11 protein-coding genes are annotated in these 13,547 nt (G+C 62.4%); 9 read left to right on the top strand and 2 right to left on the bottom strand.

The window, feature by feature from the left end; genetic code table 11:
• Positions 1-58: 58 nt before the first annotated feature.
• The 6 genes from rpsF (at position 59) to alr (ending at position 5,086) form a co-directional block, all read left to right on the top strand.
• Positions 59-481 (top strand): 30S ribosomal protein S6, encoded by a 423-nt coding sequence (gene rpsF, locus DXK50_RS00555; protein WP_161864739.1) that lies wholly within the window; start codon positions 59-61, stop codon positions 479-481.
• Between the two features lie 28 nt (positions 482-509).
• Positions 510-740, top strand: coding sequence for a 30S ribosomal protein S18 (gene rpsR, locus DXK50_RS00550; protein WP_003246847.1), 231 nt, complete (start codon positions 510-512; stop codon positions 738-740).
• A 36-nt stretch (positions 741-776) separates the two neighbouring features.
• Positions 777-1,664 (top strand): YybS family protein, encoded by an 888-nt coding sequence (locus DXK50_RS00545; protein ID WP_212628993.1) that lies wholly within the window; start codon positions 777-779, stop codon positions 1,662-1,664.
• A 21-nt stretch (positions 1,665-1,685) separates the two neighbouring features.
• Positions 1,686-2,132 carry a 50S ribosomal protein L9 gene (gene rplI, locus DXK50_RS00540; protein ID WP_161864741.1) on the top strand — a complete coding sequence of 149 codons (447 nt, stop codon included), beginning with the start codon at positions 1,686-1,688 and terminating at the stop codon, positions 2,130-2,132.
• Positions 2,133-2,392: 260 nt separating this feature from the next.
• Entirely contained in the window at positions 2,393-3,787 is a 1,395-nt protein-coding gene (dnaB, locus tag DXK50_RS00535) for a replicative DNA helicase (RefSeq protein WP_024306768.1), read from the top strand.
• 222 nt (positions 3,788-4,009) lie between these two features.
• A complete protein-coding gene (gene alr, locus DXK50_RS00530) occupies positions 4,010-5,086 on the top strand; it encodes an alanine racemase (RefSeq protein WP_212628992.1) in 1,077 nt (358 codons plus the stop codon).
• On the opposite strand, the gene DXK50_RS00525 is transcribed toward alr, so the two are convergent.
• The gene (locus DXK50_RS00525) at positions 5,083-6,990 is read right to left on the bottom strand and encodes a diguanylate cyclase (RefSeq protein ID WP_212628991.1); all 1,908 of its coding nucleotides are present in this window, start codon (positions 6,988-6,990) and stop codon (positions 5,083-5,085) included. The genes alr and DXK50_RS00525 overlap by 4 nt on opposite strands.
• Positions 6,991-7,270: 280 nt before the next feature.
• Here DXK50_RS00525 and DXK50_RS00520 point away from each other — a divergent pair, with 280 nt between their 5' ends.
• From DXK50_RS00520 to DXK50_RS00510, 3 genes are all read left to right on the top strand, one after another.
• Positions 7,271-9,547, top strand: coding sequence for a YgiQ family radical SAM protein (locus tag DXK50_RS00520; protein WP_212628990.1), 2,277 nt, complete (start codon positions 7,271-7,273; stop codon positions 9,545-9,547).
• 117 nt (positions 9,548-9,664) lie between these two features.
• Positions 9,665-10,912: a parallel beta-helix domain-containing protein gene (locus tag DXK50_RS00515; RefSeq protein WP_212628989.1), complete on the top strand. Its 1,248-nt coding sequence runs from the start codon at positions 9,665-9,667 to the stop codon at positions 10,910-10,912.
• Positions 10,909-12,018, top strand: a complete 1,110-nt coding sequence (locus DXK50_RS00510; RefSeq protein WP_212628988.1) for an SO2930 family diheme c-type cytochrome — start codon at positions 10,909-10,911, stop codon at positions 12,016-12,018. Before DXK50_RS00515 ends, DXK50_RS00510 begins: the two co-directional genes overlap by 4 nt.
• Positions 12,019-12,023: 5 nt before the next feature.
• On the opposite strand, the gene DXK50_RS00505 is transcribed toward DXK50_RS00510, so the two are convergent.
• Positions 12,024-13,508, bottom strand: coding sequence for a TolC family protein (locus DXK50_RS00505; protein ID WP_212628987.1), 1,485 nt, complete (start codon positions 13,506-13,508; stop codon positions 12,024-12,026).
• Positions 13,509-13,547 lie beyond the last annotated feature (39 nt).

Here is a 13,547-nt window from a genome sequence, read left to right as displayed (position 1 = left end):
AAACCCACTCCTTGCCTGACCACTTTAGTTGGCAGGCTACAACCCGTAAGGAGCATTTATGCGTCATTACGAAATCATCTTTCTGGTTCACCCGGACCAGAGCGAGCAAGTCGGCGGCATGGTCGAGCGTTACACCAAGCTGATCGAAGAAGACGGTGGCAAGATTCACCGCCTGGAAGACTGGGGCCGTCGTCAGCTGGCTTACGCCATCAACAACGTCCACAAAGCCCACTACGTGATGCTCAACGTAGAGTGCACCGGCAAGGCCCTGGCCGAGCTGGAAGACAACTTCCGCTACAACGACGCCGTGATCCGTAACCTGGTCATCCGTCGCGACGAGGCCGTCACTGGCCAGTCCGAGATGCTGAAGGCCGAAGAAAACCGCAGTGAGCGCCGCGAGCGTCGTGAACGTCCTGAAAACGCCGAGTCCAACGACAGCGATGACAGCGACAACAACGACAGCGACAACGCTGACGAGTAATCCACGGATCTATTGAGGAGCCAATCACATGGCACGTTTCTTCCGTCGTCGTAAATTCTGCCGCTTCACCGCTGAAGACGTGAAAGAGATCGATTTCAAAGATCTCAACACCCTGAAAGCCTATATCTCGGAAACCGGCAAGATCGTTCCTAGCCGTATCACCGGTACCAAGGCTCGTTATCAGCGTCAGCTGGCCACCGCTATCAAGCGCGCCCGCTTCCTGGCCCTGCTGCCCTACACCGACAGCCACGGCCGCTGAGATCGGATAGTCGACAAGCGTTAAGGAATAGATCGCATGCGCGCCCTGGCTGAATACATCATGCGCGGCCGTATGCAGGCCACCCTCGTGGTGGTGGGATCGGCAGCGATGCCGCTGTTGTTCTGGTTGAGTGCAGCCGCTGGCAGCCTGGTGCTGTTGCGGCGCGGAGCCAGTGATGCCATGGGCATCCTGGCCTGGGCCATGCTGCCGGCGATAGCCTGGTGGTATTTCGGCGAACCGCGCACCTTGCTGGTGCTGGTCGGTGCGCTGAGCCTGGCGTTGTTGTTGCGCGCCAGTTGGACCTGGAACCGCATACTGCTGTGCAGTGTGGCGCTGGGCCTGGTGTACGGGTTGGTCCTCGGGGCGGTGTTCCGCGAACCCATCGAGGCCATGGCCGGCGAGCTGCAGAAGCTTTTGCCGACCATGTTCGATGGGGCTCACCAGCAATTGTCGGTGAGTGAACGCGAGCGTCTCGAAGCGCTGATCGCACCAGTGCTGACCGGATTGCTGGCAGCCTTGCTGCAGATCCTGAGCTTGCTGAGCCTGATTCTTGGGCGTTACTGGCAGGCCGTGTTGTACAACCCTGGCGGTTTCGGTCGCGAGTTTCGCGCGCTGAGACTGCCGCTGCCGCAGGCGCTGTTGCTGCTGGTGGGCATGATGCTAGGCCCCAATCTGGGACCGCAGTTGGCCATGCTTACGCCGCTGTGCAGTGTGCCGCTGCTGTTCGCCGGGATCGCCCTGGTGCACGGCCTGGTAGAAAAAGGGGGGCTCGCTCGCTTCTGGCTGGTAGGCATGTACATCACGCTCCTGCTGTTCATGCAGCTGATCTATCCGCTATTGGTGGTCCTGGCCATGGTCGACAGTCTGTTTGATTTTCGCGGTCGCCTCGCTCGCAAGAGTGGGTCCGCGGACGGTGAAGGTTAAAAGTTAAGAGGTAAGACCCAAATGGAAGTCATCCTGCTGGAAAAAATCGCCAACCTGGGCAACCTGGGCGACAAAGTGAATGTTAAAGCCGGTTACGGCCGTAACTTCCTGCTGCCGCAAGGCAAGGCCACCGCTGCTACCGCTGAGAACGTAGCTGCGTTCGAAGCCCGCCGCGCCGAGCTGGAAAAACTGGCTGCCGAGAAGAAAGCTTCCGCTGAAGCTCGCGCTGCTCAACTGGCTGAGCTGGAAGTCACCATCACCGCCACCGCTGGCGATGAAGGCAAGCTGTTCGGTTCGATCGGTACTCACGACATCGCTGACGCCCTGACCGCCTCCGGCGTTGAAGTGGCCAAGGCCGAAGTTCGCCTGCCCAACGGTACCATCCGTCAGGTCGGCGAATACGACGTAGCTGTGCACCTGCACACCGACGTCGAAGCCACCGTTAAGGTAATTGTGGTCGCCGCCTAAGAGCCCGCCCATGATCTGCTGCGCGTCGGCCCTGCTGCGTTGAAAGCTGGTTCGCAATGCTCATTTACCACTCGTAAACTGCGCTTGCTCACCAGCGTTCGCCTTGCAGGGCTCTAGCTCGCGGGATCATGAACAGACTCTAGCTGGCAGCCGCCAGGCGGGCTTGCGCTCAGGTGCAGGTCTGCTGACAATCGGGCACGGCATCGCTTCGGCGATCCGTGCCCTTTGTTTTTCTATCGCAGCATTTTCCTCTCGAGCCTATGAACGACATCAGCATTCCCGAGCAATACGACCTGCAGACTGCTGCCCTGAAAGTGCCTCCGCACTCCATCGAGGCGGAGCAGGCGGTACTGGGCGGTTTGATGCTCGACAACAATGCCTGGGAGCGCGTGCTCGACGGTGTTTCCGATACCGATTTCTACCGCCACGACCACCGTCTGATCTTCCGTGCGATCTTCAAGCTGGCCGAGCGTAACGAGCCTTTCGACGTGGTCACCCTGTCCGAACAGCTGGACAAGGAAGGACAGCTGTCGCAGGTCGGAGGCCTGGCTTATCTCGCCGAGCTGGCCAAGAACACGCCGTCGGTTGCCAACATCAAGGCTTACGCGCAGATCATTCGTGAGCGCGCCACCCTGCGCAAACTGATCAGTATCAGCAACGAGATCGCCGACAGCGCCTATGCGCCGGAAGGCCGTACCGGCGAGGAGATTCTCGACGAGGCTGAGCGGCTGATTTTCCAGATTGCTGAAGACCGACCCAAGACCGGCGGCCCGGTTGGCATCAACGACATTCTGGTCAAGGCCATCGACCGTATCGATACGTTGTTCAATCTGGGCGAGGCGATCACCGGCCTGTCGACCGGTTTCGATGACCTGGACAACCTGACCAGCGGCCTGCAGCCGGCCGACATGATCATCGTCGCCGGTCGTCCGTCGATGGGTAAGACCACCTTCGCCATGAACCTGGTGGAGAACGCTCTGATGCGCAGCGACAAGGCGATTCTCGTCTATTCGCTGGAAATGCCCTCGGAATCCATCGTCATCCGTATGCTCGCCTCGCTGGGGCGCATCGACCAGACCAAGGTGCGTTCCGGTAAGCTCGACGATGACGATTGGCCGCGTCTGACCAGCGCGGTCAATCTGCTCAACGATCGCAAGCTGTTCATCGACGATACGGCGGGCATTTCTCCCAGCGAGATGCGTGCGCGCACGCGGCGCCTGGCGCGTGAGCACGGCGAGATTGGCCTGATCATGGTCGACTACCTGCAGCTGATGCAGATTCCAGGCTCCAGTGGCGACAGTCGGGTCAACGAGATCTCGGAAATTTCGCGCTCGCTCAAGGGGCTGGCCAAGGAGTTCAATTGCCCGGTGATCGCCCTGTCACAGCTCAACCGTGGTCTGGAACAGCGGCCCAACAAGCGCCCGATCAACTCCGACTTGCGTGAGTCCGGGGCGATCGAGCAGGACGCCGATATCATTCTGTTCGTCTACCGTGACGAGGTGTACCACCCGGAAACCGAGTACAAGGGCGTGGCCGAGATCATCATCGGCAAGCAGCGTAACGGTCCGCTCGGCACTGCGCGCCTGGCCTTCCTCGGCAAGTATTCTCGCTTCGAGAACCTGGCGCCGGGCAGTTATCAGTTCGAGGACGAATAACAGCGGCTACAGGCCCCAAGCTGCAGGCCGCAGGCTGAAAGCCCAAAAGCGCTTGACTCGGGAACTGTGCCGTTTCGCATGCTCTGTAGCCTGTAGCCTGTAGCCTGTAGCCTGTAGCCTGTAGCCTGTAGCCTGTAGCCTGTAGCCTGTAGCTGATTTCGCTCAATGAAAACGGGTGCCCAGCGGTTAAGATGGGCACCCGTTTTTTTTCAGGCTTTCCTCATGCGCCCGCTTGCCGCCATCGTCGACCTCTCTGCTATTGCCGATAACTATGCGGTCGCCAAGCGCTGCGCGCCCGGGCGTCAGGCCTTTGCGGTAGTCAAGGCCAATGCCTACGGGCACGGCGTGCGTGAGGTGGTAACGGCGCTTCACGATATTGCTGACGGCTACGCCGTGGCCTGCCTGGAGGAGGCGGCAGAAGTACGCGCCATGCATGGCGAGGCACGTATCCTGCTGCTCGAGGGCTGTTTCGACGCCAGCGAGTACCCCATCGCTGCACAGCTGGGGCTGGATCTGGTGGTGCAGAGCGCGGCGCAGGCCGAGGCGCTGCTCGCCAGTGAGCTGGTGCGGCCACTCAACGTCTGGCTCAAGCTGGATTCCGGCATGCATCGCCTTGGCTTTGACTCTACCAGCCTGCGCCAATGGCATGCGCGGCTTGAAGATGCCGGGCAGGTCGCCGAGCTTAACCTGCTCAGTCATTTCGCCTGTGCCGACGAGCGTGGGCATCCGCTCACCGAGCTGCAGGTAGAACGTTTTCTCGAGTTGCTGGATCTGGATTTCAATCATCGTTCGCTGGCCAACTCAGCGGCGGTGTTGACCATTCCCGCCGCGCACATGGACTGGCTGCGCCCCGGCATCATGCTCTACGGCGCGACCCCGTTCGCCGAGCTGAGCGCGCGTGAGCTTGGGCTGAAACCGGCGATGACCCTCGCCGCTCGGGTCATCGCCGTGCGTGAAGTGGCAGTCGGTGAAAGTGTCGGTTATGGCGCGTCCTGGGTTGCCGAACGGCCGTCGCGTATCGCCACGGTCAGTTGCGGTTATGCCGATGGTTATCCGCGGCATGCGCCGAGCGGCACACCGGTGCTGGTCGATGGGCAGCGCGCGACCCTGGCGGGCCGGGTGTCGATGGACATGCTGGCTGTGGACATCACCGACCTGCCCGCGGCTGATGTCGATTCGCCGGTGGAGCTTTGGGGCGCCAATCTGCCGCTGGATGAAGTGGCAGCAGCGTGTGGCACCATCGGCTATGAGCTGCTGAGCAAAGTCACCGCGCGGGTGCCGCGTCGCTATATCGGCTAGGCCAGGCCGCTGGGTACTTTGAGGATGTCCAGCTGCAGGCAGGCCTGTTCGCTCAGCTCCCCATCATCGCCGTGCACGCGCGCCCCTGAGCGCCCCAGTTCCTTGACGCGATAAAGCGACTGGTCGGCGATCTTGTAAAGCCCGGTGAAGGTCTTCGCATGGCGTGGATAAAGCGCCACGCCGATGCTGATGGTCACGCGCAGGCGCTCGGCGCCGTAGTGCACCGGCTCGGACAACTCCGCCAGCAGGCGTTCGGCGATTTCCCGGGCCTGGCTTTCGGCATCGCTGCCGCAGATCAGGACGGCGAATTCGTCACCGCCCAGCCGGGCGACCGCATCGCCTACTCGAACGTGATCGCGCAGGCGTTTGGCGATCACCTGCAGCATCAGGTCACCGGCCGCGTGGCCGAAGCGATCGTTGATCGGCTTGAAGTGATCCAGGTCGACCAGCAGCAGTGCCACGCTTTCCTTGTGCCGCTCGGCATGGCCGAGGGCCGATTCGCAGCGCTCCACCAGGTAGCGTCGGTTGGGCAGCTCGGTCAGCGGGTCGTGGAAGGCGGCATGCTGCAGTTCGCGCTCGCGTTCGCGCAGTTGTTCGTTGGTCGCGGCCAGCTCGGCGGTGCGCGTGGTCACCGCAATCTGCAGTTCATCGGCGTTGGCCTGCAGCTGGGCCAGGCGCGCGGTCTTCTCGCGATCGGCCTGTTGCAGGGCCTCAGCGCGTTCCTGCTTGAGTATCTGGATGCGATAAGCCAGGGCGAAGGAAAACAGAATCGATTCTGCGGCCACTGCCAGCGGGAATACGTACGCATTCCAGTCTGCCGGTTGCAGCACGCCGGTTGTGCGCAGCAGCAGGATGCCCACGCCGCCGAGCACCAGACCATAGCCATAGAGATACAGCTGCGCGGGGAAGAAACCCTGGCGCCAGCGAACCAGGGCGCTACCCAGGGCGGCAGGGATGCTGGTCAGCGATAGCAGGGCGATGGCCCAGGCTGCCAGGTAGCGATGGCCAAGCAGGTTGAGCGCGATGGCCACGATGTAGATGACGCAGGCCATGCTCAGCAGATGATGCGCCCAGCGCACATACAGCCTGGTCTGCAGCAGGGTCTGGGTGAAGCGGCAGGCGAACAGGCCCCACAGCGACGGCAGAGTAATGCGATCGAGCCAGGGCGGAACCGCGCTATTGGGCCACAGGTACTGGGCTCCATGGCCGGTCATGCTGATGATGAAGAGCAGGGCGAAGGCGGTGGTCAGTACGTACCAGAAGTAAGCGTGGTCACGCAGCGAGATGAGAATGAACAGGTTGTACAGCAGCAACGCGAAAACCACCCCATAGATGGCGCCGAGGCCCAGGTTTTCGCGCGCTGCCAGTTGCGTGAGGTCTTCGAGCTGCCAGATGCGCAGCGGGAACGAGTTGCCGGCCGGGTCGAAGGCGCGCAGGTAGAAGGTTGTTGGCTGTTCACCCAGCGGGGGCAGGTCGAACACCATGCGCCGGTACGGGTGGTCGCGACTCTCGCGGAAAGGCACGCGTTCGCCGGACTGGCGCAATTGCCAGCCGCCCTGGCCATCGGCCTGGTAGAGCTGCAGGTCGAGCTGGGTCACCGAGCCGACTTCCAGTACCCAGCGAGTTGGAGCCCGCACATCGCGCTGCAGGGTGAGTTTGATCCACCACGGGTTCAGGCTCTGGCCGACGCTGGCGCGGCCATTGGCAGCCTGGAACCGAGACTGCTGCTCAGGAGACGCCAGATCGTCGATGGTCAGGGTGCCGTCAGCATCCTCCAGCAGCTCGATATGAGCATTGAGCTGCATGCCGCTGCTACCGTCGATAAGCACCACGGATGCCACAGCCAGGCCCGTGGTCGACAGGCCGAGCAGAAGAACGAGCAGGAAGGCGAAACGCTGCAGCATAGGTGTCCTGGAATCGGCTGGCCGAGTAGCTTGAGTATATGCACAGGATGGTTATCGGACGAAATCAAAGATGGCGTATGGCTATCTCTGAAAAATCCTGATTTTTTGCGCTTCAGGCCCGTGATGTTTGAGTGGGGTGCGGGAGAAAGCCTGCTGACCCACGCGCCTGGGCGTTCGATGGCGAGGGCGCTGACGGCATTAAACCCAGCGCAGTAGTCTGGTTTGGTCAAAATTTGTGCTATTATCCGCGCCCCTCGTGATAGCCCATTGATCAAAAAATATGCAAGCCGCCAAGCCGCTGTTCGACTATCCCAAGTACTGGGCCGAGTGTTTCGGGCCTGCGCCCTTCCTGCCGATGAGCCGGGAAGAGATGGATCAGCTCGGCTGGGACAGCTGCGACATCATCATCGTCACCGGTGATGCCTACGTCGATCATCCTTCGTTTGGCATGGCCATCATCGGTCGCCTGCTCGAGGCCCAGGGCTTCCGGGTCGGCATCATTGCCCAGCCGGACTGGCGCAGCAAAGACGACTTCATGAAGCTCGGCGAGCCGAACCTGTTCTTCGGCGTGGCGGCCGGCAACATGGACTCGATGATCAACCGCTACACTGCGGACAAGAAGATTCGCTCCGACGACGCCTACACGCCCGGCGGTCTGGCCGGCAAGCGCCCGGATCGCGCCAGCCTGGTCTACAGCCAGCGCTGCAAGGAGGCCTATACCCACGTGCCGGTTATCCTCGGCGGCATCGAGGCATCCCTGCGCCGTATCGCCCACTACGACTACTGGCAGGACAAGGTGCGCCGCTCGATCCTGATGGACGCCACCGCTGACATCCTGCTCTACGGCAATGCCGAGCGCGCCGTTGTGGAGATCGCCCAGCGTCTGTCGCGAGGCGAGAAGGTCGAAGCCATCACCGATGTGCGCGGCACCGCGTTCATTCGCCGCGACACCCCCGAAGGCTGGTTCGAGGTCGACTCGACCCGTATCGACCGCCCCGGCCGCGTCGACAAGATCATCAACCCTTACGTCAACACCCAGGACATGGAAGCCTGCGCCATCGAGCAGGCCAAGGGGCCTGTCGAAGATCCCAACGAAGCCAAGGTGGTGCAGATTCTCGAAAGTCCGCGCATGACCCGAGACAAGACGGTGATTCGCCTGCCGTCGTTCGAAAAGGTGCGCAACGACCCGGTACTTTACGCCCACGCCAACCGCGTGCTGCACTTGGAAACCAACCCGGGCAACGCCCGCGCGCTGGTGCAGAAGCATGGCGAGGTGGACGTGTGGTTCAACCCGCCACCCATCCCCATGACCACCGAGGAAATGGATTACGTGTTCGGCATGCCCTACGCGCGCGTGCCGCACCCGGCTTATGGCAAGGAAAAGATTCCAGCCTACGAGATGATCCGTTTCTCGGTGAACATCATGCGCGGCTGCTTCGGCGGCTGCACCTTCTGCTCGATCACCGAGCACGAGGGCCGCATCATCCAGAACCGCTCGCACGAGTCGATCATCCGCGAGATCGAGGAAATGCGCGACAAGGTGCCGGGCTTCACCGGCGTGGTCTCCGACCTCGGCGGGCCGACCGCCAACATGTACCGCATCGCCTGCAAGGACCCGGAAATCGAGAAGCACTGCCGCAAGCCGTCGTGCGTGTTCCCCGGTATCTGCGAGAACCTCAACACCGACCACTCTTCTCTGATCGAGCTGTACCGCAAGGCACGTGCGCTGCCGGGCGTGAAGAAGATCCTGATCGCTTCGGGCCTGCGCTATGACCTGGCGGTGGAGTCGCCGGAGTACGTCAAGGAACTGGTCACCCACCACGTTGGCGGTTATCTCAAGATCGCTCCGGAGCACACCGAACGCGGCCCGCTGGACAAGATGATGAAACCGGGCATCGGCAGCTACGACCGCTTCAAGCAGATGTTCGAGAAGTTCTCGAAGGAGGCGGGCAAGGAGCAGTACCTGATCCCGTACTTCATCGCCGCGCATCCGGGCACCACCGACGAGGACATGATGAACCTCGCCCTGTGGCTCAAGCGCAACGGTTTCCGCGCCGACCAGGTGCAGGCGTTCTACCCCTCGCCGATGGCCACCGCCACGGCCATGTATCACTCGGGCAAGAACCCGCTGCGCAAGGTCACTTACAAGAGCGATGGCGTGGAGATCGTCAAGAGCGAGCAGCAGCGTCGCCTGCACAAGGCTTTTCTGCGTTATCACGATCCCAAGGGCTGGCCGATGTTGCGTGAAGCGCTGGAGCGCATGGGCCGTGCCGACCTGATTGGCAACGGCAAGCATCACCTGATCCCCACCTACCAGCCGCAGACCGACGAGTACCAGAGCGCCCGACGCAAGAACTCGACACCGGCCGGCAGCAAGAAGGTGGGCAAGGTGCTGACCCAGCACAACGGCCTGCCACCACGCGCCAGCGATGGCGCCAAGCCCTGGGACAAGCGCGAGCAGGCCAAGGCGGCGGCCTTCGCCAAGCTGCAAGAGCAGAAGAAGGGTGGCAAATCGGGCGGCGGGAAGAAGAAGCCCAGGCCGGTCGCGCCGCGCTGAATAAGAACGCCAGCCACGTGCTGGCGTTTTCTTGCCTGGCGATCAATTCGGGCAGCTCTTGGTTTTTGTCTTAATTGGTACTAAGGTGCCAATTAAACAAGAATACTGGAGCCTGCCATGCGCACCGCCGTCCTCTCTTTGCTTGCACTGCACCTGCTGCTGACCGCGTGCGGGGATTCCGAAGCGCCGCCCGTCGCCAACCTCGACTTTCAGAAACAGCTGCAGACCCAGCTGATCAAGGCCAGGCCCGGGGAGGTCATCGAGATTCCCGCCGGGACCTGGCAGCTAGACCGCAGTCTCAGTCTCAAGGTCAGCGGGGTGACCCTCAGGGGCGCCGGGATGGATAAGACCATCCTCAATTTCAAGGGGCAGAAGTCTGGCGCCGAAGGGCTGCTGGTGAATGCATCCGACTTCACCATCGAGGACCTGGCGCTGGAGGACACCAAGGGCGATGCGCTCAAGGTCGTAGGCGGCGAGAACATCATCATCCGCCGCGTGCGCACCGAGTGGACCAACGGGCCGGCGACCGAGAACGGAGCCTACGGTATCTACCCGGTGCAGACCGAGAACGTGCTGATCGACGGCGTGGTGGCCATCGGGGCGTCGGACGCCGGCATCTACGTCGGCCAGTCGCGCAACGTGGTGGTGCGCAACAGCCGCGCCGAGCGCAACGTCGCCGGCATCGAGATCGAGAACACCATCGGTGCCGACGTCTACGACAATGTCGCCACCGGCAATACCGGCGGCATCCTGGTATTCAACATGCCCAACCTGCCGCAACCGGGCCACACCACACGGGTCTATCGCAACAGGGTCGAGGGCAACAACCACAAGAACTTCGGCCACAAGGGTACGCCGGTAGCCAGCGTGCCGGCGGGCTCCGGCGTGCTGGTCAACTCCAATGACAAGGTGGAAATCTTCGACAACGATATCGGCGACCATCGTACGGCCAATGTCATCGTCAGCAGTTACTTCAGCACCGGCTACACCGATCTCTCCACCACTGAGGATTTCGATCCCTATCCGGAAGCCATCCATATCCATGGCAACCGCTTCGGCCCGGCGGGCGACAGCCCTGACAACCTGGAGCTCAAGGCGCTTAAGCTGACCCAGTTCGGCCTCAACGGTCGTCTGCCGGACATTCTCTGGGACGGCTACGTCAATCCTGACAAGCTGGTGGACGGTAAGCTGCCGCCCGAGCTGGCCATCTGTGTCGATAATGGTGACGCCGGCATCGTCAATGTCGATGGGCCGGGCGGCTATAAGAACATCAGCACCGATATAGAGCCGCATCGCTGCGCGCTGCCGCGCCTGCCTTCTGTCGAGCTGCGCGCCGCACTGGCCGAGGCAGGCGAGGGCGCATGAAAAACGCTTGGTTAGTGCTCACTGTCGTGCTGCTTGCAGGCTGCGAGCAGCAGCCGCGTGCGCCTCTTTATCTGCCCAGTGGCGAGAACTATCCGGAAACGCTCAGTGGCTGGGGCGTGCTGCAACAGCGTGACGGCCAACTGCAGCCAGTCGACGGCGTGTTGCCCTATGACCTCAATACGCCGCTGTTCACCGACTACGCGCACAAGCTCCGTACCATCTGGATGCCGCAAGGCAGCAGCGCGAAGTACGGCGAGGCGCGTTTCGATTACCCGGTGGGCACGGTACTGAGCAAGACGTTCTACTACCCGCGCGACCTTCATGGACGCCTGCTGCGTAGCGAGCAGCGCGACGCCGAAGTGGTAGAGCTTGAACGGGTGAGGCTGATCGAGACGCGTATCCTGCTGCGTCAGGAGCAGGGCTGGGTCGCCTTGCCCTACGTCTGGGATGCCGAGCAGCGCGAGGCGACGCTGGACTGGGCTGGCGCGAGCTTCGACCTCGAGCTGCACGCTGAGCGCGGCGAGGTGCTGGCGGTGGACTATCAGGTGCCTGACGCCAATCAGTGCGCGGGGTGTCATGAAGAGCAGGCCGGCAAGGGCGTACAGCCGCTGGGGCCAAAGGTGAGGCATTTGAACAAGGAATTCGCCTATGCCGATGGCACTGCCAATCAGTTGCGGCGCTGGCAGGCAGTCGGTTTTCTGCGGGACGTCCCGACTGAGGCGAATGATCTGCCACGCAATGCGCGTTGGGGCGAGCCGCTTCCGGGAGAAGGTCTACAGGCCTTGGCGCGCAGCTACCTGGATGCCAACTGCTCGCACTGCCATAACCCAGCAGGGCCAGGGCGCACATCCGGTCTCTATCTCGATCCGGCCACGCCGCTCGGCATCGCCTACGGGCTATGCAAACAACCGGTGGCAGCTGGCAAGGGCTCCGGTGACCGCCTGGTGGATATCCACCCCGGCGCGCCGGAGAAGTCGGTGCTGAGCTTCCGCCTGCACAGCACCGACCCCAGCATCATGATGCCCGAGCTGGGACGCTCCATCTCCCACCGCGAAGGGCTGGAACTGATCGACCGTTGGATCGCCAGTCTCGATGGCGAGTGCTGATCAGCCTATAGCTGGCCTGCCTGCCACTGCGCCTCGCGGTTGGCGAGGGCGGTTGCGATGTCCGCGACACTGTCGGAGGCGATGCTCTCCGGCAGTGGGTCGAGGCCGACGCTGGCGAACAACTGGCCATAGCTGTTGCGCAGCTCGGCGTAGGCCAGATCACGACGCAGATCCGCTTGTAGCGTGTTTAGCTCGCCCTGAATCAGTTCCAGCTCGCCGATGCCCTGTGCCTGGTAGCGATTGCGCAACTGCTCGACGATCTGCCCATCCAGGCCGGCCAGCTGCTGGCTGGTTTGGAACTGGCGCTGCGCTTCGCGGAAGTTGGCGTTTGCCACGTGCAGCTGGGCCAGGACAGCCATGGACATGGCCTGGCGCCGCGCATCGGCAACCTCCTGGCCGGCCTTGGCGACATCGATGGCAGCGGGGGCCGAGAGCACGTTGAACAGGTTCCAGGTCACCTTCACGCCGTAGTCTGCCCAGCTCTGGTTCACCAGGAACGAGTTGCTGTCGTAGTGGCCACCGGCAGAAAATTCCAGACCTGGCAGCAGGCGAAGCATGGCCTTGCGGGTTTCGGCTGCACTGATGCGCGCTTGGTAGTCCTGCTCGCGCAGCTCCGGGCGGCTGGCCAGGGCTTCCTGTTCCAGCGTGCCGAGTTCAACCTTCAGCTCCGGTACCTGATAACCGTCCTCGGGCGCCAGTTCGACCTGAGTGCCCAGCGGCAGGTTGATCAGGGTAGCCAGCTCGGTCTTGGCCAGCGACAGGGCGCGACGCTGCTCTTCGAGCTGGCGGGTGGCTTCGATCAGAGCGCGCTGGTAGCCCAGCGCCTGGACAGGATCGCCGATGCGTTGTTCGCTGAGGCGCTGGCTGTTTTCTCGGGCCTGGCCGACCCGGGTCATGAGGCTGTCGATCTGGGTCAGCAGGCGATCAGCGGCCACGGCACGCCAGTAGGCCGAGCGCACGTCCTGAATGATGGTGTGGACGACCTTGCGGCGTCGCTCCTGCACGATCAGGCGCTGGTCACCCTGCTGCTTGGCGCTGACGTAGCTGACACCGAAGTCCAGTACGTTCCACACCATGGTGAGGTCGGCGACGCCACGGTCGCGATCCTGTGAGGTCGACGGTTCCAGCGACTGGGTGCCAGTACGGATGCTCTCGCTGCTCGAAGCACTGATATTGCTGCGTCCGGCATAACCGGCCGACAACGCCATGCGCGGCAGCATGTCGAAGGTGGCCAGGTCGACCTGACGCTGGGCCATGGCTTCTTCCATGACCTTCAGGCGGGCCTCGAGGTTGTACTTAACCGCGCGGGCCATGGCCTCGTGCAAGGTCAGCGGGCCGCTGAGTGGCTCCTGATCCTTGAACATGATTGCCAGATCCTGCTGCGCACGTTGCTCGCTGACGCTGCGGTCGATGGGTTGGCTGGTCACGGCACAGCCGGTAACCGCCAGCGCCAACAAGCTGATGCTGAAAAACTTCGCTGCTCTGCTCATCCTTGGGCCGCCCCCTGGTACGGCACTCGTTCTATTCTT

Origin of the sequence: Pseudomonas sp. KB-10 (assembly GCF_018221585.1) — a bacterium.
Classification (GTDB): domain Bacteria; phylum Pseudomonadota; class Gammaproteobacteria; order Pseudomonadales; family Pseudomonadaceae; genus Aquipseudomonas; species Aquipseudomonas yangonensis.
Note: the sequence above shows the minus strand (reverse complement) of the source record. Positions and strands in the feature narration are given on the sequence as shown.

What these genes read in the sequence shown, in the direction of transcription:
- DXK50_RS00545 (WP_212628993.1), top strand. Translation starts at nt 777, where the DNA reads ATGCGCGCCCTGGCTGAATACATCATGCGCGGCCGTATGCAGGCCACC.
- rpsF (WP_161864739.1), top strand. Translation starts at nt 59, where the DNA reads ATGCGTCATTACGAAATCATCTTTCTGGTTCACCCGGACCAGAGCGAG.
- DXK50_RS00505 (WP_212628987.1), bottom strand. Translation starts at nt 13,508, where the DNA reads ATGAGCAGAGCAGCGAAGTTTTTCAGCATCAGCTTGTTGGCGCTGGCG.
- alr (WP_212628992.1), top strand. Translation starts at nt 4,010, where the DNA reads ATGCGCCCGCTTGCCGCCATCGTCGACCTCTCTGCTATTGCCGATAAC.
- DXK50_RS00525 (WP_212628991.1), bottom strand. Translation starts at nt 6,990, where the DNA reads ATGCTGCAGCGTTTCGCCTTCCTGCTCGTTCTTCTGCTCGGCCTGTCG.
- DXK50_RS00520 (WP_212628990.1), top strand. Translation starts at nt 7,271, where the DNA reads ATGCAAGCCGCCAAGCCGCTGTTCGACTATCCCAAGTACTGGGCCGAG.
- DXK50_RS00515 (WP_212628989.1), top strand. Translation starts at nt 9,665, where the DNA reads ATGCGCACCGCCGTCCTCTCTTTGCTTGCACTGCACCTGCTGCTGACC.
- DXK50_RS00510 (WP_212628988.1), top strand. Translation starts at nt 10,909, where the DNA reads ATGAAAAACGCTTGGTTAGTGCTCACTGTCGTGCTGCTTGCAGGCTGC.
- rpsR (WP_003246847.1), top strand. Translation starts at nt 510, where the DNA reads ATGGCACGTTTCTTCCGTCGTCGTAAATTCTGCCGCTTCACCGCTGAA.
- dnaB (WP_024306768.1), top strand. Translation starts at nt 2,393, where the DNA reads ATGAACGACATCAGCATTCCCGAGCAATACGACCTGCAGACTGCTGCC.
- rplI (WP_161864741.1), top strand. Translation starts at nt 1,686, where the DNA reads ATGGAAGTCATCCTGCTGGAAAAAATCGCCAACCTGGGCAACCTGGGC.